The organism is Tahibacter sp., from assembly GCF_032229445.1.
In the GTDB taxonomy this organism is placed as follows: domain Bacteria; phylum Pseudomonadota; class Gammaproteobacteria; order Xanthomonadales; family Rhodanobacteraceae; genus Tahibacter.
Genome location: NZ_JAVTWC010000080.1, coordinates 20,769 through 40,363 on the forward strand (window position 1 = coordinate 20,769; position 19,595 = coordinate 40,363).

Annotated in this window: 13 protein-coding genes; 10 read left to right on the forward strand and 3 right to left on the reverse strand. The window is 64.3% G+C overall.

All coding sequences use genetic code 11. The features are described from left to right. The 6 genes from hflX (at position 1) to RUU78_RS14175 (ending at position 5,959) form a co-directional block, all read left to right on the forward strand. Positions 1–1,329, forward strand: a complete 1,329-nt coding sequence (gene hflX / locus RUU78_RS14150; RefSeq protein WP_313917701.1) for a ribosome rescue GTPase HflX — start codon at positions 1–3, stop codon at positions 1,327–1,329. Positions 1,330–1,750: 421 nt separating this feature from the next. Beyond that, positions 1,751–2,854, forward strand: a complete 1,104-nt coding sequence (gene hflK, locus RUU78_RS14155; protein ID WP_313917663.1) for an FtsH protease activity modulator HflK — start codon at positions 1,751–1,753, stop codon at positions 2,852–2,854. Then, positions 2,851–3,714 (forward strand): protease modulator HflC, encoded by an 864-nt coding sequence (gene hflC / locus RUU78_RS14160; RefSeq protein ID WP_313917665.1) that lies wholly within the window; start codon positions 2,851–2,853, stop codon positions 3,712–3,714. The genes hflK and hflC overlap by 4 nt, the downstream gene beginning before the upstream one ends. Positions 3,715–3,717: 3 nt before the next feature. Continuing rightward, positions 3,718–3,909: a DUF2065 family protein gene (locus tag RUU78_RS14165; RefSeq protein ID WP_313917667.1), complete on the forward strand. Its 192-nt coding sequence runs from the start codon at positions 3,718–3,720 to the stop codon at positions 3,907–3,909. Between the two features lie 118 nt (positions 3,910–4,027). Beyond that, positions 4,028–5,320: an adenylosuccinate synthase gene (locus tag RUU78_RS14170; RefSeq protein ID WP_313917669.1), complete on the forward strand. Its 1,293-nt coding sequence runs from the start codon at positions 4,028–4,030 to the stop codon at positions 5,318–5,320. 222 nt (positions 5,321–5,542) lie between these two features. Continuing rightward, a complete protein-coding gene (locus tag RUU78_RS14175; RefSeq protein ID WP_313917671.1) occupies positions 5,543–5,959 on the forward strand; it encodes a VOC family protein in 417 nt (138 codons plus the stop codon). Positions 5,960–6,108: 149 nt separating this feature from the next. On the opposite strand, the gene RUU78_RS14180 is transcribed toward RUU78_RS14175, so the two are convergent. Next, a complete protein-coding gene (locus tag RUU78_RS14180; protein WP_313917673.1) occupies positions 6,109–6,417 on the reverse strand; it encodes a hypothetical protein in 309 nt (102 codons plus the stop codon). 554 nt (positions 6,418–6,971) lie between these two features. Between RUU78_RS14180 and RUU78_RS14185 the strand changes: the two genes are divergently transcribed. Next, a complete protein-coding gene (locus tag RUU78_RS14185) occupies positions 6,972–7,328 on the forward strand; it encodes a hypothetical protein (RefSeq protein ID WP_313917675.1) in 357 nt (118 codons plus the stop codon). 787 nt (positions 7,329–8,115) lie between these two features. Continuing rightward, on the forward strand, positions 8,116–8,553 hold the full coding sequence (locus RUU78_RS14190; RefSeq protein ID WP_313917677.1) for a hypothetical protein: 438 nt from the start codon (positions 8,116–8,118) through the stop codon (positions 8,551–8,553). A gap of 300 nt (positions 8,554–8,853) precedes the next feature. Here RUU78_RS14190 and RUU78_RS14195 read toward each other — a convergent pair whose 3' ends face one another. Continuing rightward, a complete protein-coding gene (locus RUU78_RS14195) occupies positions 8,854–10,860 on the reverse strand; it encodes a M13 family metallopeptidase (RefSeq protein ID WP_313917679.1) in 2,007 nt (668 codons plus the stop codon). Positions 10,861–10,889: 29 nt separating this feature from the next. Further along, on the reverse strand, positions 10,890–11,555 hold the full coding sequence (locus tag RUU78_RS14200) for a helix-turn-helix domain-containing protein (protein ID WP_313917681.1): 666 nt from the start codon (positions 11,553–11,555) through the stop codon (positions 10,890–10,892). A gap of 600 nt (positions 11,556–12,155) precedes the next feature. On the opposite strand from RUU78_RS14200, the gene RUU78_RS14205 reads away from it, so the two are divergent. Beyond that, complete coding sequence (locus tag RUU78_RS14205) at positions 12,156–17,273, forward strand: kelch repeat-containing protein (RefSeq protein ID WP_313917683.1); 5,118 nt, start codon at positions 12,156–12,158, stop codon at positions 17,271–17,273. Positions 17,274–17,704: 431 nt separating this feature from the next. Continuing rightward, on the forward strand, positions 17,705–19,555 hold the full coding sequence (locus RUU78_RS14210; protein WP_313917685.1) for a hypothetical protein: 1,851 nt from the start codon (positions 17,705–17,707) through the stop codon (positions 19,553–19,555). The last annotated feature ends 40 nt before the right edge of the window (positions 19,556–19,595 follow it).

A 19,595-nucleotide genomic window follows, 5' to 3' on the forward strand; every position in this document is an offset into this window, starting at 1 on the left:
CTGTTTGACCGGGCAGCCAAGGGCGAGCGCGCCGTGCTCGTCCAGACCAGCCGATCAGGCGACAGCGATGTCGACGCGCGCCTGCAGGAATTCGCGGAGCTGGCCGCGTCCGCCGGCGCCAGTGTCGTCGCCCGCGTATTGGCGCGCGTGGACAAGCCCAACGCGCGCTTTCTTCTGGGGACTGGCAAGGTCGAGGAATTGCGTGAGCTCAAGCTCGCCAGCGAGGCCGATCTGATCCTGGTCAATCACGCGCTGAGCCCGGTGCAGGAACGCAATCTGGAAAAATATTGCGAATGTCGCGTGATCGGCCGCACTGGACTGATCCTCGATATCTTCGCGCTGCGCGCCCGCTCGCACGAAGGCAAGCTGCAGGTCGAGCTGGCCCAGCTCAAGCACATGGCCACGCGCGCGGTGCGTGGCTGGAGCGGTCTGGACAGCCAGCGCGGCGGCTCCATCGGCCTGCGCGGCCCCGGCGAAACCAAGCTGGAACTGGACCGGCGCTACCTGCGCGGGCGCATTCAGCTGTTGCAGGAGCGCCTCGACAAGGCTGCCCAGCAACGCGAGCAGACCCGGCGCAGCCGCGTGCGCAACGCGGTACCGCTGGTGGCCCTCGTCGGTTATACGAATGCCGGCAAGTCGACCCTGTTCAATCGTCTCAGCGGCGCCGGCGTCTATGCCGCCGACCAGCTGTTCGCCACCCTCGACCCGACCCTGCGCCGTATCGACGGGCTGCCCTGCGGGCCGTTCGTGCTGGCCGATACGGTCGGTTTCATCCGCGATCTGCCGCACGACCTGGTCGCGGCGTTCCAGTCCACCCTGTCCGAGACGCGCGACGCCGACCTGCTGCTGCACGTCATCGACGCGGCCGATCCGGAGCGCGAGCAGCGCATGGCTGACGTAGCCACGGTGCTCGCGGAGATCGGCGCGGAAGATGTGCCGCAGCTGCAGGTGTTCAACAAAATAGACACTATCGACGGCGCGCAGCCGCGTCGCGATGACGTCGATGGCGGACAGCAGCCGCGCGTGTGGATTTCGGCGGCGCAGGACATTGGTATCGATTTGCTGCGTGATGCGATCGTCGACCAGATCGGCCGCGACCGCATCCGCGTCGCCCTGCACGTCGCGCCGGCGCAAGGGCGCCTGCGCGCGCGCCTCTACGAGGCCGGAGTCGTCGGCGGCGAGAGCGCTGCAGACGGCGGTGGCTGGGAACTCGCACTCGATGCGCCGCGCGAGCGGCTGCACTACCTGTTCGGCCTGTCCGACGGGGACGGCAGCTATTTGCGCAAGGCCCTCGGCGCACTGCTGGCACCGGTCGACAGCGAAGACTGACGCCGTAAACCTGGCCTTTCGCGGTCTGCCAGGGGCTCGGCCCTTGAGTCTGGCGGCGCTGTCCCGATCTAGACCTCGGTTCTTCAGGACGTTCTGAACAGGAACGGGCGGTGTCGCGCTTTGCACTCAGCACCTTATCCCCACAAACCGGCCAGATGGCTGCTGCGCAGGCATCTGGACATCCCTTTGACGCACGGCGGCTCCGACAACCGAGGCGCATGTCGGCAGGTCCGGACGTCCTGCCGGATCGCGGGCGTGTCCGATCGTCGATTTCGTCCGGTACAATCCTGCCGCAATCCGTCCCGACCACGCCCTGCGTGCGTCCACCGCGGTTGCCGACCGGACAACCGTATTTCCCACGAAGCTGCAGCTAACACCCAACGGCGCGCCGGCGACGGCACGACAATCACGAGGTCAACTCATGGCATGGAATGAGCCGGGCAAACGCGATCCCTGGCGGGGCAACCAGAAAGGCCCGGATATAGAGGACATGCTGCGCCGCCTGCGCGAGCGTTTCGCATCCCTGTTCGGCGGCGGCACTGGCAGCGGCGGTGGGGGTGGCGGTGGCGGCAACACTGGCTCCATCGGCGTTCTGATCGCCGTCGTCGCGATCCTGCTGGCCTGGGTTGCACTGGACAGCTGGAGCGTGATCAATGCGCGCGACGTCGGCGTCGTGCAGCGCTTCGGCAAGAAGACCCGTGTCATGAGCCCGGGTTTCAACCTCAAGTGGCCGCGCCCCATCGAGACCGTGACCAAGGTCAAGATCAAGGACGTGCGACTGCTCGCCGACAGCGTGCGCATGCTCACGAAGGACGAGAACATCGTCCAGATCGACTTCAACGTGCAGTACCAGGTCTCGGATGCGCAGAAGTACCTGTTCCACGTCAAGGATGTCGAAGATCCCACCATCAAGCACGCGGCCGAAAGCGCCGTGCGCCAGGGCATCGGCGGCAGCGCGATGGACACGATCCTGTCGGGGCAGGGCTCCGAGCTCGTCGCCGAAACCAAGAAGGTGCTGCAGACGACGCTGGACTCCTATGACGCAGGTATCGCCGTGACCGAGGTGAACTTCCAGTCGGTCGCGCCGCCGCATGAGGTCAAGGAATCGTTCGACGATGTGACCAATGCGCGCGAGAACAAGCAGCAGACGGAGAACGAGGCGCAGGCCTATGCGAACAAGGTCGTGCCCGAGGCGCGTGGCCAGGCCGCGCGCATCAAGGCCGAGGCCGAAGGCTATCGCGCGGAACGCATCGCCCGTGCCGAAGGCGATGCCGATCGCTTCAATCAGCTCGTGGCGCAGTACAAGACTGCGCCGGACGTCACGCGCAAGCGCCTGTATCTCGAAACGATGCAGCAGGTGCTCAAGGACAACGTCAAGGTGCTCGATTCGACCAACGGCCGTAATCTGATCAACCTGCCCATGGAGAGGCTCGTGCCGGCCGCGACCAGCTTCTCGCCGGGTGCCGGCGTGTTGCTGCGATCCGCCGACGATGCCAACCGTGCCACGCCGGGAGCCCAGCAATGAAGTCCTTTGCCGCCCTGATCGCCGCGCTGCTGTTGCTGCTCGGTGTCAATTCGACGTTCATCGTGCGCGAAGGCGAGACCGCGCTGCTGCTGCAGTTCGGTCGCATCGTTCGTGCCGGCTACGACCCCGGCCTGCAGTGGAAGCTGCCGTTCGTGCAGCAGGTCTTGCGCTTCGACAAGCGCATCCTCGGCCTGGACACCAAGCCGGAGCGCTACCTCACCTCGGAAAAAAAGAGCGTGCTGGTGGACTTCTACGTCAAGTGGAAGATCGACGACGTCACCCTCTTCTACGGCGCCTCGGGTGGTGCCGAGGACCAGGCGACCCTGCGCCTGACACCGATCGTCAAGGACGCGCTGCGCTTCGAGTTCAACGCGCGACCGCTGCATGAGCTGATCGCCGACGGCCGCGTCGACATCACTTCGCACGTGCGCGACAAGGCCAACCAGGCGACGCGCAGTTCGCTCGGCATCGAAATCGTCGATGTGCGCATCAAGGGCATCAACTTTCCGGAAGAAGGCACGGTGCTTGGGTCCGTCTACGATCGCATGCGCGCTGAGCGGTCCCAGGTTGCCAACGACCTGCGCGCGCGCGGCAAGGAAGCCGGCGAAACGATCCAGGCTGACGCCGACCGCCAGCGCCAGGTGCTGCTGGCCGAGGCGAACAAGGCGGCTCAGTCGGTGCGCGGCGAAGGCGACGCGAAGGCAGCGGAAATCTACGCCCAGGCCTACGGCAAGGACGCGGAGTTCTATGCGTTCACGCGCAGTCTGGAGACTTACCGCGAGTCGTTCCGTAACGGCAATGGCGTATTGCTGCTGGACCCGAAGTCCGAGCTGTTCCGCTATTTCGGCGACAGCAAGTAATCAGTGGAGGATCTCAACGCGGCGCTGTGCCTGGTGCTGGTCGTCGAGGGTTTGTTTCTGTTGGCGTTGCCGGCCGTGTGGAAACGCATGGCTGACCTGCTGCAGAACCTGAGCGAGCGCGATCTGCGCATCGCCGGTGCGGTCATGGTCGCGGTAGGCCTGCTCGCCCTGCAGCTGGTGCGGCGCGTGTTCTAGTTTCACGAGCGCTCCAGGGAAGGACCGCCCGGCGGCCATCGACGCCGCGGATTTCCGGCGCCTGCGTTCGTCGCGAACGCGGGCGTCTTCATGTTTCCAGTTTGAGGAATGTACAGCCATGGGCAAATCAGTCGTCATCCTCGGAGCCCAGTGGGGCGATGAAGGCAAGGGCAAGATCGTCGACCTGCTGACCGAAGACGTTGGCGCGGTCGTGCGCTTCCAGGGCGGCCATAACGCCGGTCATACCCTGGTCATCGCAGGCAAGAAGACCGTGCTCCACCTCATTCCGTCGGGAATCCTGCGCGAAGAGGCGCTGTGCCTGATCGGCAACGGCGTGGTGCTGTCGCCCGCGGCACTGCAGACCGAGATCGGCGAACTCGAGGCCAACGGCGTCGACGTGCGTTCGCGCCTCAAGATCTCGCCGGCGACACCGCTGATCATGCCGTACCACATCGCCGTCGATCAGGCGCGCGAGAAAGCCTCTGGCGCCAAGGCCATCGGCACCACGGGGCGCGGCATCGGCCCGGCCTACGAGGACAAGGTGGCCCGCCGTGGCATCCGCGTCGCCGACCTGTTCTATCCGGACCAGCTCGCCGACAAGCTGCGCGACGCGGTCGACTATCACAACTTCGTGCTCGAGCACTGGCTCAAGGCCGATACCGTCGACTACCAGAAAGTGCTCGACGACGCTCTGAGCTTCGGCCACTACGTCAAGCCGATGGTCGATGACGTCTCGACCATTCTTTACGACCTGCGCAAGGCCGGCAAGAAGATCCTGTTCGAAGGCGCGCAGGGTTCGCTGCTCGACATCGACCACGGCACCTATCCGTACGTGACCTCGTCCAACACCACGGTCGGCGGCGCGTACGCGGGCTGCGGCGTCGGTGCCCGCGATATCGACTATGTGCTCGGCATTGCGAAGGCCTACGCGACGCGTGTCGGCGGCGGTCCGTTCCCCACCGAACTCAATGATGACATGGGCGAACTGCTGCGCAAGCGTGGCAACGAATTCGGAGCCACCACCGGGCGGCCGCGCCGCTGCGGCTGGATCGATCTCGTCGCGCTCAAGCGCGCGGTGCAGATCAACGGCATCTCGGGCCTGGCCATCACCAAGCTCGATGTGCTCGACGGCCTGCCCACGATCAAGGTATGCATCGCCTACGAGTATCGCGGCAAGCAGCGCACGCTCGCGCCGCTCGACGCCGCCGGCTGGGACGAGTGCAAGCCGGTGTACCTCGAATTCCCGGGTTGGCAAGAGCCGACCTCGGGCGTGCGCGAGTTCTCCAAGCTGCCCCCTGCAGCGCGCGCCTACCTGCGCGCGGTCGAGGAACTGGCCGAGTGTCCGCTCGCTCTGGTCGCGACCGGTGCCGATCGCGACGACACGATCATCCTGCGCGATCCGTTTGCCTGATGACGTTGCGGGGCGCGCGCGTGGTGCGTTCTGCATCCTGCGCGATCCACCGCAACGGATGCACGCCGGTGCCGCCCGTTCGTCGGCATAGGTAACTGCAACGTGACGCCGCGCACTATCGCGCAGATAGTGCGCGGCACCATCGACGAAACCGCATACCTCCCGATTCGCCGAGCGCGCAGCCGCGGTCGCCGAATATCCAACCGCTGTCCGAAGGCTCCCATGACGCCTTTTCGTATTCGTGAAATCGATCATCTCGTGCTGCGCGCCCGCGACCAGGATGCGCTCGTGCGCTTCTACTGCGAGGTGCTGGGTTGCCGTGTGGAGAAGCGCCAGGAAGCGATTGGCCTCGTGCAACTGCGCGCCGGCGCGTCGCTGATCGACATCATCACGGTCGAGGGCAAGCTCGGACGCCTTGGCGGTGCCGCGCCCGGCGACGAGGGCCGCAACCTCGACCACTTCTGCCTGCGCGTCGACCCGTTCGATCTCACCGCCATTCGCGCGCATCTGCTGACGCACGGCGTCGAGCCCGGGGACTACGGCTCGCGCTACGGTGCCGAGGGCGCAGGCCCGTCGCTGTACCTGAGCGATATCGAAGGCAACACCATCGAGCTCAAGGGACCGCCCGGGCCGGTTTGAGCCGGTGCGGAAAGGTCCTCACGATGCAGCTGGGATCGTGGCGGCAGGTGTTGACCCGGTCGTCGCAGTTCCCGCTGTGTTGCCGGCAAGCGGTCCTCACCAAGGTGTTGCGAGCGCTATAGCGGGATATCGTCGCGTACCTCGTTGACCTAGGCGAGAATCTCGCGCACCTGCGTGGCGCTGCGTAGCCATTCGCGGATCACCTGCGCGCGCACGTAGTCGTCGCCGAGACGTTCGATCCATAGCTGCTCGGCGCGGCGTTCGGCCTCGGTGGAGCGCACGAGGTTCTGCCACGGCTGGGTGAACACGAGGGTCAGCTTGTCGGCCAGCGCGAGGCGGTCGAGCAACCGCCATTCGCTGCGGTCGAGCCAGGCTTCGTCGCAGTGCACACACAGGACTGGCGCCTTTTCCCTTACCGCCCACTGCAGACCGACTTTCCATGACAAATCCCTTTGCATGAAGTCGCCCCCGGAACGGCGAAAAGGGTGGCGAACGGTGTGCGTGCCAGCGGACCGGCGCGGGACCGGCGCGCCTCGCGGCTCCCCGCGCTGCCGCCGGAAATTGGCATGTGGCGCCGCACAAAAACTGGGTGTAAAAGCGCCGGCTTTCGGTGAGACGGTGTGTGCGCCGTAGATTCAGGCTGCAAAACCCGGCTGCTGATTGGCGGCAACGAGTGGATTGTTCATTCGGCGGCTGGCGCTGCCAGGCGCGCATTTGTCCCTTATGGTGCCAACGAGGACAACGTCAAAAAAGTGGCGAAAGCGGCAGATGTCTGCAAGAAGAATATTGACGTAGACTCGCCGTAGCGCGGATTCCGTGCGCTCGAACGGTGGGTGTCCCAGGCCGCCCGCCCAGTCCGCGCGACGCTCGGCTACCCAGCGCTGAGCGGTTCTAGCGAGCACGCGCCGCATGAATGGGTGTCCGAAATTCAGGGGGAAGAAAGCCGTCGCGATCGCAATGCTGCGACCGGGACGTTCCCGCCGCTCCAGCGGCTTCAGACGAAGGATCCTCCATGAAAAACCTGCTGCTGTCCGTTATGGTCGCGGGCCTGCTCGTCGGTCCTGCAATTGCCGAGGAAAAAGCGACTGGCGGGATGCCGCCACTATCCACCACGGCTGTCGATGGCTGCTCGTTGCCGCCGCATACGACAACGTTCAGCTTCTGGAATTCCTGCAGCAATGTAGTGCTCGATGGCTGCACGCTGAAGGCAGACTGCCGAGAAGCGAACGGCAAAACTCGTGCAACCACCTTTGACATGAGCAAGTTCGATCAATGCCATTCCGACTTCTTCGGCGGCAGAAATCTCGTCAATGACAACGGCAAGCTCTGCTGCGGCTACGCCGGCACGAAAATCATATGCGGCACATGACGGCACTCATCCGCATTTGTTGTCCGTAGCCGCCACGCGCAATGAAGCGCGTTCTGCCTTTCTCGCTTCTGCTCATCGTGTCGGTTCCCGCGTCTGGCGCGAGCAGTTGGCGCCAGACGCGTCCAACGCCTGAATCGCCCCGGATATGCCGACACCGACGTGGTGTGAGCGAAGATCCATTCCGCGGGCGCGGTGTTCTCCAAACCTGACTCAAGCGCCGGAGCGGCGCGCGCCGCCCTGGCAGCGCGGGACTTGCGGTCCCGTATCGGGATGGGCTCTCAACAGCCCGCGTACATCGCGCAAGAGGATCGCCACCGCTTCGGAAATCCCGAAGTGTGAGCGCGGTTCCGGGGCCTCCAGCCGGGACGACGCCACGGTCTGGCTGAGTTCGTGGATGGTCGTGCGCGATCCAGGATTTCGTCCTGCAACGCCTCGCGCATCGAGGACACACGCAAACTGCACCGGCGTGGACGAAATCTCGCAGTGCAGGGGATAGAACGAACCTCGGCGGCTCATGGCCGAGAATTCAGGACACCCAATGGCGCGTGCAGACGGTTTGGGGCGTGCGTCGGAAGAATCCGAATTGTGAGTGTTCCCATCTCGGCGTCGGGGCGATGTCATCTTTGCCAACGGCATCGACCTGTAACCGCCATTCAATCCGGCTGGCGCACCGAAGCTCGCGTCATGCGTGCCGGCAGCAGCGTGGCGGCCGAGTGGTATGACCACTGGTACTTGCGCGACCAGCGCCGTGTTTCCACACTGCCAAAAAAAGCGAGTTCCTATACCTATGCCAATTCTTGCAACGCTCGCTGCAAACCGTTTCCTGCTGCTCCGCCGCATGATCGTCGGTGTGCTTGCCGGCCTGCTGATCTTCTATCACTTGACTGTCCTCTACGACCTCTATCTTGGTGTCGGCAACCATGAGGGGCTTTACGACAGGACAGCGAACGGAACGCCAAAGTCCTACGAATATATCCAGTCGGCGCTCCGTCTCGTCATCATCGCCGGACTGGCGCTGGTGGTGTGCGGTTTTCGCCGCGCGCTATGGGTGATGTGGGCGGGCATCGGCGTACTGGTTGCAACCCACTACTGGGCGCATTTTGGTGATATCCCCGTCGCCTTTGCCGTAGGGCGTCATCCCTTGTCCTACCTGAAGGGCTTTATTTTTCCGACGGTCATCACGCTGTTGACGCTGCTGCCGTCCCGTCCAGGCGGCAATCGTTGATTCGGCGGCAACTGCATCAGGTTTGCCTGGTCGGTCCGACGTGGCGAAATTCAGGACGGCGAAATTCGGGACACCCCAAAGTTCATGAGTGGGAAATCGGGCCAACCATAGCGTTGTACCCATGGGCGCTGGGAAACTCAGGACACCCCGTTGGAAGCATCGGTATTGGGGGTGTCCTAATCTCGTTGCGCCGCACTGTGCGGATGAGAGCGGTCGACGCATGGATCTGCGGCCGTCAGGGCGTGATGATGGATGCCGCTCAAATTCGGCCATCTGCACGCTCTGATTGCCTGATGGCTCCTACCAGATGTGCACCCGGTTTGCAGGCGCGAGATAGAGCTTGTCGCCAGGCTTCACGTCGAACGCGACATACCACGCGTCCATATTGCGTACGACGCCATTGACGCGGAATTCCGCGGGACTGTGGGGGTCGGCGATGAGGTTGGCGCGCAGTTGCGTTTCGCGAATGTTCTCGCGATAGGTTTGGGCCCAGGACAGGAAAAAACGCTGGAGCCCCGAAAAGCCGTCCATGACGGGCGGTTCGTTGTTGCGCAATGAAATCTGATAGGCCTCCAGCGCGACGCTGAGACCGCCGTTGTCGCCGATATTCTCGGCGAGGGTCAGGTTGCCGTTGAGGTGCGTGCCGGGCAGGGGCTCGAAGTGCGAATATTGTGTCGCGAGTCTCGCGACCAGTGTCTTGAAGTGGGCGACGTCTTCGGCTTTCCACCAGGTGCGCTGGATGCCGTTTTCATCCGACTTCGATCCTTGATCGTCGAACGCGTGCCCCATCTCATGGCCGATCACGCCGCCGATGCCGCCGTAGTTGACCGCGGGGTCGGCCTCGGCATCGAAGTAGGGGGGCTGCAGGATCGCTGCGGGAAACACGATTTCGTTGAAATACGCGTTGTAGTAGGCGTTCACGGTTTGCGGTGTCATGCCCCACTCGTCGCGGTCCGTCGGCTGGTCGAGGCGTACGATGCGGCGACGCCATTCCCATGCTTTCGCGCGCTTGCGGTTGCCGACGGGATCGCCGGAGCGAATATCCAGCGTCGAGTAGTCGCGCCACGTGTCCGGGTAGCCGATCTTGACGCGAAACGTATCGAGTTTTCGAAATGCCGCTTGCTTCGTTTCCTCGGACATCCAGGTCACACGCGCGATCCGCGTGCGGTAGGCCGCACGCAAGTTCTCGACCAGCGATGCCACTTGCGCTTTTGCTTCAGGCTTGAAGTGGGTGCGCACATAGAGCGTGCCGACGGCTTCGCCTAGCGCGGCATTCAACGCTACGGTCGCGCGTTTCCAGCGCTCTCGCTTCTGCGGTTGTCCCGAGAGCGTCTTGCCGTTGAAGTCGAATGCAAGGTCGTCGAGGTTTCCCGGCAACACATCCGCCATGGCGTTGAGGTACTGGAACGTCATGTACGCCCGCCACGTCTTCACGGGTGTCGCGCGGAATAGTTTCGTCAGCTCACCGATGGCATCGAGTTCCTTGACGACGAAGAAGTCCTGATGCGGGATCTCTGCCGCGGACAACGTCGCCAGCCACGGGAAATCCGGCGCGAACGCCACCAGCTCGGCCCGCGATCGGGGGTGATAGGTCAGATCGCGATCGGCGCGCTTCTCCGCGGACCAGTGCAGCGTCGCGATCTTCGTTTCGAGCGCGGCAACGGCCTTGGCGGAACGCGCCGCCTGTGGATAGCCGCCCAGCGACAGCAGTGCCTCGATGTAGGCGTGATGCTTGCGGCGTATCTCGACGAATTTTGCGTCGTCCTTCAGGTAGTAGTCGCGGTTCGGAAGGCTCAGGCCGGACTGGACAATGTTCACCGCGTAGCGATTCGGATTTTTTGCGTCGGGCCAGGGCGTGATAGAGAAAGGGCCTCCCACGTCGATGTCGCGGCGTCCCATGAGGCGCGCGACATCCTCATGCGAGCGCGCTGCAACGATCGCGGCCAGGTCGTCGCGGATCGGTGCGAATCCCGCCTTCTCAATGGCTTCCGTATCGAGGTACGCGTTGTAGTAATCGGCGATCTTCTGTTCGATCGATCCCGCCGGATTCGGCCGGCTTGCGACCGCTTCGACAATGGCTGTGACCGCTGTCTCGGCATTCGCGCGCAGAATGGAAAACGTACTCCATGACGCGCGATCTGGCGGGATGGGGGTATTGGTCATCCATGCCCCGCCGCTATAGCGGAAGAAATCGTCTCCCGGCTTCACCGTTCGATCCATGCCGGCCAGATCGAATCCCCACGGGCCACTGTGTGGCTTGCCCGCTTCGCCATGGGCGACGTTGAGCGATAGCAACAGCAGGGTCATCACGACCAGCGCGCGAATGCCGTTCGATGTCATGGCGAGTCCTTGGAAACGGTTCGGGCTGCGTGCGCCATACCGCGTATCGCGAGCCTCGGCGATGTCGTGCCGCGCTGGGGAACAATGGAATCGATAGCAGGTACCCGTTGGCGTGCGGTTGAATTGCGGGCCACGCGGGACGGACCGCGGCGTGCGCCGACCTTCACTCTCGCTTGCACTCGGTCGACCCGGGGGCGTCGATCGGGCGCGCGTTCCAACCGCGCAAATCCGGCCACGACGTCGTCTGCCTCAGCATTGAGCGCCTTTGCCGTTTCGGCGAGCGCCGACCCTATCGGTTGCAGCGTCTCCACCAGCGCAGCTCCCTTCGAAAACAAACGCGATGGCCGCCGCCGTCCGTCACCTCGATCGGCATGCTCGGCAACGAGGCCTGACTTGCGTGTCTGGCTGACGGACGGATGGCTGATCGCGCGCACCGCAGCGAGCTCGTTCACCGACATCGCGCCGCGCACGGCAAGCAGATTGAGCACGCCCATCCAACGCGGTTCAAAGACGATACCGGCCTGGGTATACGCCCGGTTGGCATCCCGGTCGATGAGCTCTGACAGGCGCCGCAGAAGCGCGCCGACCGACGCTCCGCCCGGTTGCCCACTGTCGTCTGACGTATCTTTCACGGCGCGTGGCGATCGAAGGGTGGTCTGCATCGACCTATTTCGTAGATACCTTCAGACTGAGATGGCTGTGAACGAGAAAGGGTTTAGCAGGCTGTTGAGAAACAGCCTGCTAGCGCGATCCAGAATGGATCGCCCGAGAGTAGATCGTGTAAGCGATCTACTCGGGAAGGGTGACGTCGATCGCGCAAGCGATTGATTCTCGGAGAACGTGGGCAAGCTCCGCTTGCACCGTTCGATTGAGAAAGGGGTTTCTCCCCGTTCTCGCCAACCTGTTAGAGGCGAATGGCACTGACTCAGCGCCAGCCGTCTACATCGAGCCACGCGCGGTGAAGCGACGATCGACACCCTGCAAAGTGCTGATACTACCGCGGCCCGCTGCGCGGGAAATCGTTCGCGTGCAGGGTCATCTGGTGCGCGTCACGCCAGTGCCCTTCGAACCTGACACCGATTCCGTGAAGGCAAGGTCCCGACAGCGACGACGACAAGACTGATAGGCGAGGGCGCCTCTGTGCGCTGTTGTCCTCAGCCGCCTTAGCACGTTGCGCCGTGAGCCGTCGCGAAAGCCTGGTTGCTTCCATTTGTTTTCGCGCCGACGTCCGCTGCCGGCTTTTCGTTACTGGAGGAATTTCCTTGAATCTCAGCACCTGCACGCGTGGTGAGCTGGTGCGTTTCGGCATTTGGGCGGCCATTCTTCAGGCCGCGAACGACAGCTTGTGCTTGATGGTCAGCACTTTTTTGAGGCTGTTCGCCACTACCAGCGTGCGCGGTCACTGCTCACCTGCGACAACCGCGAGAGCCTCGCGTACGCAGATCTGCGCCATCGGCTTGATCGCGCTCGCGGCAGCTCCGCTGGTTCATGCGACGGGATTCGTGGCCGGTGGCTCGCTCGCACAGTCCCGTTACCTGCATTCCGCGACCACCTTGTCGTCGGGCAAGGTGCTCGTCGCCGGCGGTACCAGCGGTAGCGCCAATCTTTCCTCCTGCGAACTCTACGATCCGACGGCGAATACCTGGACGCCGGTCGGCTCGCTCACGACGAAACGCGAACGCCATACCGCGACCTTGCTGCCGTCGGGCAAGGTGCTGGTGACGGGCGGCATCTCGGGCAGCGCCATCACAACCTCGAGCGAACTCTTCGATCCGACGACCAATACCTGGTCGGGAACTCCGGCGCTTTCCCGGGCACGCGAAAGCCATACCGCGACCTCGCTGCAATCCGGAAAGGTGCTCGTGGTGGGTGGTTTCAACGGAACCGACGGGGTTCTTCCCCAAGGGTCGGTCTACGATCCGGTCGCCGTCGGTTGGGCGGCGGCCGGTACTCTCACGACCGCGCGCACCAACCACGCCGCGACCTTGCTGGCATCCGGCAAGGTGCTCGTCACCGGCGGCCAGGGCTCGACCGGCAGTGCGCTCGCTTCCGCCGAGATTTACGACCCGGCCACGAATACGTGGTCCGTGACGAGCCCGCTCGCCGCCGCACGCTATCGTCATACCGCGATCCTTCTGCCGTCGGGCAAGGTGCTGGTTGCGGGCGGCAACAGCAATTCCGGTATCCGGGCCTCCGCCGAACTCTACGATCCGACCACCAACACCTGGTCCGCTGCCGGCCCACTGGCGACCGGGCGCTACTACCACACCGCCACCTTGCTGCCGTCCGGCAAGGTGTTCGTTGTCGGCGGGACAGGTACCGCCGGCACCCTGGGTTCCGCCGAGCTGTACGACCCGACAAGCAACACCTGGTCCTCGGCAGGCTCGCTCGCAAACGTTCGCACGTACCAGACCGCCACGTTGCTGCCCGCGTCGAGCCGAGTGCTCATCGTTGCCGGTCAAGGCACGGGCGGAGCACTCACATCGGTCGAACTCTACGGTCCGGGCGTCGGGACGATGGCGGCATCGTTGACGACCGCCCGCTACTTCCACTCGGCAACCTTGTTGGCTTCAGGCAAGGTGCTCGCTGCTGGCGGTTACAACGCCGTTCCTCTGGCTTCGGTCGAGCTCTACGATCCGGCCGGCAACACCTGGGCCGCTGCCAGCCCGCTCGCGAGTGCACGCCAACTGCACAGCGCGTCGCTGCTGCCGTCCGGCAAGGTCCTCGTCGCCGGTGGCGAAAACAGTACCGGCTCTGTCGCCGCGGCGGAGGTTTACGATCCGGCCAGCAACACGTGGACCGCCGGCGGCTCGCTCGCAAAGGCGCGCAGGTACCACACGGCAACGGTACTGCCCTCGGGCAAGGTGCTCGTCGTCGGCGGGAGGGACAACGCGAGCAATTTCGTCGCGTCGGCCGAACTCTACGACCCCGCCAGCAACGCGTGGTCCGCGGCCGGCTCGCTCGCGACCGGACGCCACCAGCATACGGCGACCCTGTTGCTGTCGGGCAAGGTGCTGGTTGCGGGCGGAGCTAACAGCACCGGGTCTCTGGCTTCGGTGGAGATCTACGATCCGGCCACCAACACCTGGTCGTCCGCTTCCACACTCGCGACGGCCCGCAGTCTGCATTCCGCGAGCGTGCTGCCTTCCGGCAAAGTGCTTGTCGTGGGCGGCAGCCCCGGTACCCTCGCCGGCATTGCCGCGGCGGAGCTCTACGATCCGACGACCAATACCTGGTCGGCAGCGGGCTCGCTGGCGGCCGGACGCTACGTGCATACGGCAACCCTGTTGCCTTCGGGTCAGGTGCTCGTTGCGGCGGGCGTGAGCGGAGGCAGCGCGCTGCTGTCGGCAGAAACGTACGATCCCGCCAGCAATGCGTGGTCGCCGGCGGCCAGTTTCCTCGCAACGGCACGCGCCTACAGCACCGCGACCTTGCTGCCTTCCGGCGCGGTGCTTCAAACCGGTGGACTGAACGGCAGCAGCGCGGTCGCCAGCAGCGAGGTGTTCTACCCGGCCAGCGTTACCTGGTCAGCGGCAGGGTCGTTGACAACCACCGAACGGGACCTGCACACCGCGACGCTGCTGCCGTCGGGAAAGGTGCTCATCACTGGCGGTCGCCAACTCGGCAATTCGGGACTTGTCTCCACGGAACTCTACGATCCGGCCGGTAACACCTGGTCCGCGGCCAGCGCGCTCGCCATCGCGCGCTACTCGCACACTGCAACGCTACTGCCGTCAGGCAAGGTGCTCGTTGCCGGCGGTCGCGACATCGACGGAGCCACGCTCGCGTCGTCGACGATTTACGATCCGGCCACCGATACGTGGTCGGCAGGCGCCTCGATGACGACAGCGCGCGATTCGCACACGGCGACCTTGTTGCCCTCGGGCAAGGTGCTCGTGGCTGGCGGAATCAATACCGCCACGACGATAGCCACGGCCGAACTGTACGATCCGGGGACCAACACCTGGTCGTCTGCCGGATCGCTTGCCGCCGCGCGCAACCTGCACAAGGCGACGCTGCTGGCCTCGGGCAAGGTGCTCGTGGCCGGTGGTCAAAGCGGCGGTGCCTTGGGTACCAGCGAGCTCTACGACCCGCCGAGCAATACGTGGTCCGCGGCAGGTTCGCTCATCAGCGCACGCTATTCGCATACGCAAACGCTGCTGCCTTCCGGGAAAGTGCTCGTGACCGGTGGCCAGCTCAGTAGCGGAGTGGCGGCTTCGGTCGAGATCTACAATCCGGTAAGCAACACCTGGTCGGCAGCCAGCCCGCTCGCAACGCAGCGTTACGCGCATACCGCGACCTTGCTGCCGTCGTCCCAGGTGCTCGTTGTCGGTGGCTTGAACATCCTTGGATATCTCAGCTCGGTCGAGCTGTTCGATCCGATCAGCAATTCGTGGTCCACGATCAACCCGATAGCTACGCTGCGCGGTCGACACACGGCGAGTCTGCTGCCCTCCGGTCGGGTGCTCATTGTGGCGGGTACCGGCTTCATCTCAGCAGAACTCGCCGATCCCGGCTTGAGTCCCGACCCAGCGCGCCAGCCGACGATCAGTACGACCAGCGCCTTTGTACTTCAGACCAGTGCCCTCGCGGTGACTGGCAGCGGCTTTCGGCCGAGCCTGGAGGGCAGTAGTAGTGAGGTGAACAATTCGGCATCCAATGTGCCGGTATTTCAAGTGGAGCGCGTCGACAACCAGCAGAGGATATTCATCGCCAACGACCCGACGGTGAACTATTCGAATACGAGTTTCACCGGTAGTGCGACGGCGTTCGCCGGCTTCCCCGCGGGCCCCGTGCTGGTGCGCGCGTGGGTGAATGGCGTCCCCAGCGCTGCGAGCTACAGCACACTGGCGGTGATGCCCGGCAAACCGGCCACACCGACCGCGAGCGCAGCCATCGAGCAGGCGACCGTGAATTTCACGGCGGTCCTCGACAATGGTGGGACCGCCATCACGAGCTACACCGCGAGGGCATCGCCGGGAGGGGAGACAGCATCGTGTACCGCGCCGTGCACGAGCATCGTCTTCAATCCGATCGGTTGGGGCGCGTATACGTTTACTGTCGCTGCGAACACGGCCGCAGGCACCGGGGAGTGGTCGTCCCCAAGCAGCACGGTCAGGGTGACCCGGGCCACTACCACGACCATCACGTCCACGGCGCCTTCGGTGGCAGGGCAGCCCTATGCGATCGCCGTAGCGGTCAGCACGGCCGACGGCACGCCTGTCAGCGGGACGATCAGCGTCAGCGACGATGCGATACCGCCCAATACCTGCGGACCGGCTACGTTTTCGGGTGGAACCGCGACGTGCACGATCGCCTGGTTCGCCACCGGCACCTACTCGCTGACCGCGGTATACGGGGCCCCGGCCGGCGGTACGTTCGCGCCCAGCACCAGTGCGGCGCAAATGCACGTGGTGAACAAAGGCGGTACCACGGTCACGATCTCGCCGCCCAGTGGAGCGGTCAGCGTGGGCAGCGCCTACCCGATCACTGTGTCGGTGACCGCGGCAGCTCCGGCGGCCGGAGTGCCAACCGGCAGCGTCAACATCAGCGACGGCACCGGCGACACGTGCACGATCCCGACGCTCGACGGCAACGGCGCCGGCACCTGCCAACTCACGCCGACGACGGCTGGCGGCAAGACGCTGACGGCCACCTATGCCGGCGATGCAAACTTCACCGGCAACAGCGGCAGCGCGAGCCTGACCGTCACGCAAATCGCCACGACCTCCGCAGCGACGAGCAGTGCCAATCCCAGTACATTCGGGCAAGGCGTGATCTTCACCGCCGTCATCAGCGGCAACGCGCCGACCGGAACTGTCGCGTTCAACGACGGAACGAACGTCATATCCGGTTGCAACGCGGTCGCCTTCAGCGGTGGAACGAGCAATAGCCCGGCGGCCGTGTGCCTGACGAGTTCACTCACGACGGGAACGCATAGCGTCAGCGCGACCTATAGCGGCGATGCGGTCAATGCGGGGTCGACATCGCCGCCGGTGTCGCAGGTCGTCAATCCGGTATCGAGCGCGACGGCCGTGTCCACGAATTGCCAAACGACGTTCGTCAACAACGAGCCGTTCACTTTCACCGCGACCGTCAGCGGTTCGAGTCCCACCGGTACCGTGACGTTCATGCGTGCTCCCGACGTTCTCTGCGACATGGTCGCGCTGATTGCCGGCAGCGCCAGTTGCACGGTCAGCACGCTGGCCGCGATCGGATCGAATATGCAGGACACGTTCGACCTGACGGCCGACTACAGCGGTGATCAAAACAACGGAACGAGTACGAGTTCACCGCTGACAGTCACGGTGCTCAATACCGCCGACGTTGTTTTCAGAAACCACTTCGAGGAGATGACGCCGTCGTGCCCGATCTTCTGAGGGCCAGGGAGTAGCCTTTCCCTGACAGGTATCGCAGGAAACGGCCAGGGCCTCGCGAAGCAGCGGCACGTAGCGTCGTCGGTCATGGTCATCCCGGAAACAAGGCACGCGAATAGTCGCGTGCTGATCGACGTGTTGCGGTAGACCGGGCAGATCGCGGCGAGGTAGGCGAGCCCTGCGAGGCGTTGATCGCGGACGCTACCGCGAGGACGGAGGCCTTTGCCGATTCTCTGTCCAGAATCGTCGGGGTCCTGCTTGCCGTACGTGAACCTGGCCGCGCAATTGCACTTGTCGCAAATCTGCGTAATCGTGGCGCCGGGCAGGTCGGTATCGGAACGGTCTGTTCGCGGGCGTGTGGCCCGGGCCGGCGAATCCGGGATTTCCGAGGCGTTCAACCGGCACCGACGGCGACGCACAGCCTGGGGGAAGCAATGAAATCAGCACAAGGGCGTAGCAGGGTGGGGCAATTCGCCGTAGCCGGGTTTCTTCTCGTCTACGCAGCGCTGGCCGGTGCGCAATCGATGTTCGCCACCGGCTTCGAGCTCGCGGAAGCGCCGCCATTCAATCCACCGCCCCCTGTCCTGTGCACCGCCGCTGATCCGCGCTGCGGTGCGGCCTATGATCCTGCGCACCCGATGAGCGCGGGTGAGCTGGCGCAAGCCATACAGGCCGGGATGGCGGCCTGGCGATTCCACGGAACACGCGGCGCCTGCTCGGGATGCCATCTTCCCGATGCGCTGGATCTGGCGATGGGAGGCTTTTCGGACGACAGCATACGGCGGCGGTCCTCGACGCACATCGACCCGCAACGGGCAGAGGCTGTCGTGAATCTGGTACGTGCGATTCGCCAGAAGTTCGAATTGACGACAGTGTTCCATCCTGCCGCGTTGCGGCCGCTGCAGCCCGGTTTCGAGCCTTTCCACGAGACCACGCCCGGTCTGCCGGTATGGGACAGCGCCGGGCAGCGCGAACGTGACCAGGCGTTCACCGATCATCTCGTCAACGGTCAGCGTCTGCTCTGGGCCACCGGCAGGGTGGACAGCCTGCCCAAGGCCCGCCAGGCCTATGACGAGTTGCGCGCCATCAACCTGCGGCGGCTCAAGCTGGGCATCCCGTTCGACCTGTTCAGCGAAGACGGCTTCTATGGGGAAACCCACAAGAGCGTCTTCGAATGGTTCCCGGACATCGCCAGCACGCCGAACAGCGGCATGGACAGCGGTTTCTACGCGCTGGTGGATGCGTACATCGCCAACCCCACGGATGCGAACCTGTGGGCGTACTACGATGCGGTTTCCACCCACACCGCGTGCGATCCGGATCTGGGCGGCGCCGATATCGGCGACTATGCGAGAGCCTGCAACTGGATGCGGCTCAAATACCGGTCGCTTCAGTTCTTCGGGCATCTGCTGCGGCGCCGGGATCTGAAGTATCCCGACTTCCTGGCCGACCTGCGCTCCACCCAGCCGCAAGCCCATTACCGGAATCATCTGGACACCGTGATCGCGCGCAACCCGGTCTGGGAAGCCGGCGACTTGCTGCGGATCGCGCCACTGCAGCGTCCCGCGGCGACCGCGTGCAACCAGACCAATCATCCCTGCACCCTGCTACCGCCGATCGTGGACGTAACCGTCCACAATATCCCCACGCCACGGGGGGCGCGTATCAAGCAGAGCGAAGTGTTCCAGCAGAGCTGGTTCGTGATGAGCTGGCTGGCGGACCCGGCGCTGCTGTACGAAGGCGACAGTTTCGCGACCTTCATCGGCGATTATCTGGAGAGCGTGCTGCTGCCTTACTACGACGTCCACCATGCGTTCGTGGTGGCCAAGATGGCGGTCGAGAAGAGTGCAGCGAGCGAGTGGATGAACGCGCCGGGCTTTCGCCAGGGCACCGGCAAGATCGCCAGCGTGCGGACATTTTCGTTCAAGCAATTGCGGGACAATTTCAGCCCGCCGCCGCAGAACGATCCGCGCTATCCGGTGCACGCGAGGATGTTCGCCAACTTCGCGCGCATGTGGATCTACCTGGTCGAGGAGGACGTGCGCGTCAGCGGTTCCATCTACCATCGCACCGAGGTGATGCGGGCCGTACGTTTCATGCGTACCTGGATCGTGCAACTGGAAGGGCAGGAGGACGCGCAGATCAATGCGCTGGTGGGTGCGCTGGAAACCTCCGCCGCCGCTGCCACGGAGCTGCGTACGCAGCAAAACATCAGCGAGAACCCCGGCACCGGACTGCAGCCCAACGGACGCTGGGCGGAATTCGATACGCCCTACGTGCCGTGACGTATCCCGAACCAACGGGGCCAGATCAACTCGGTGACGT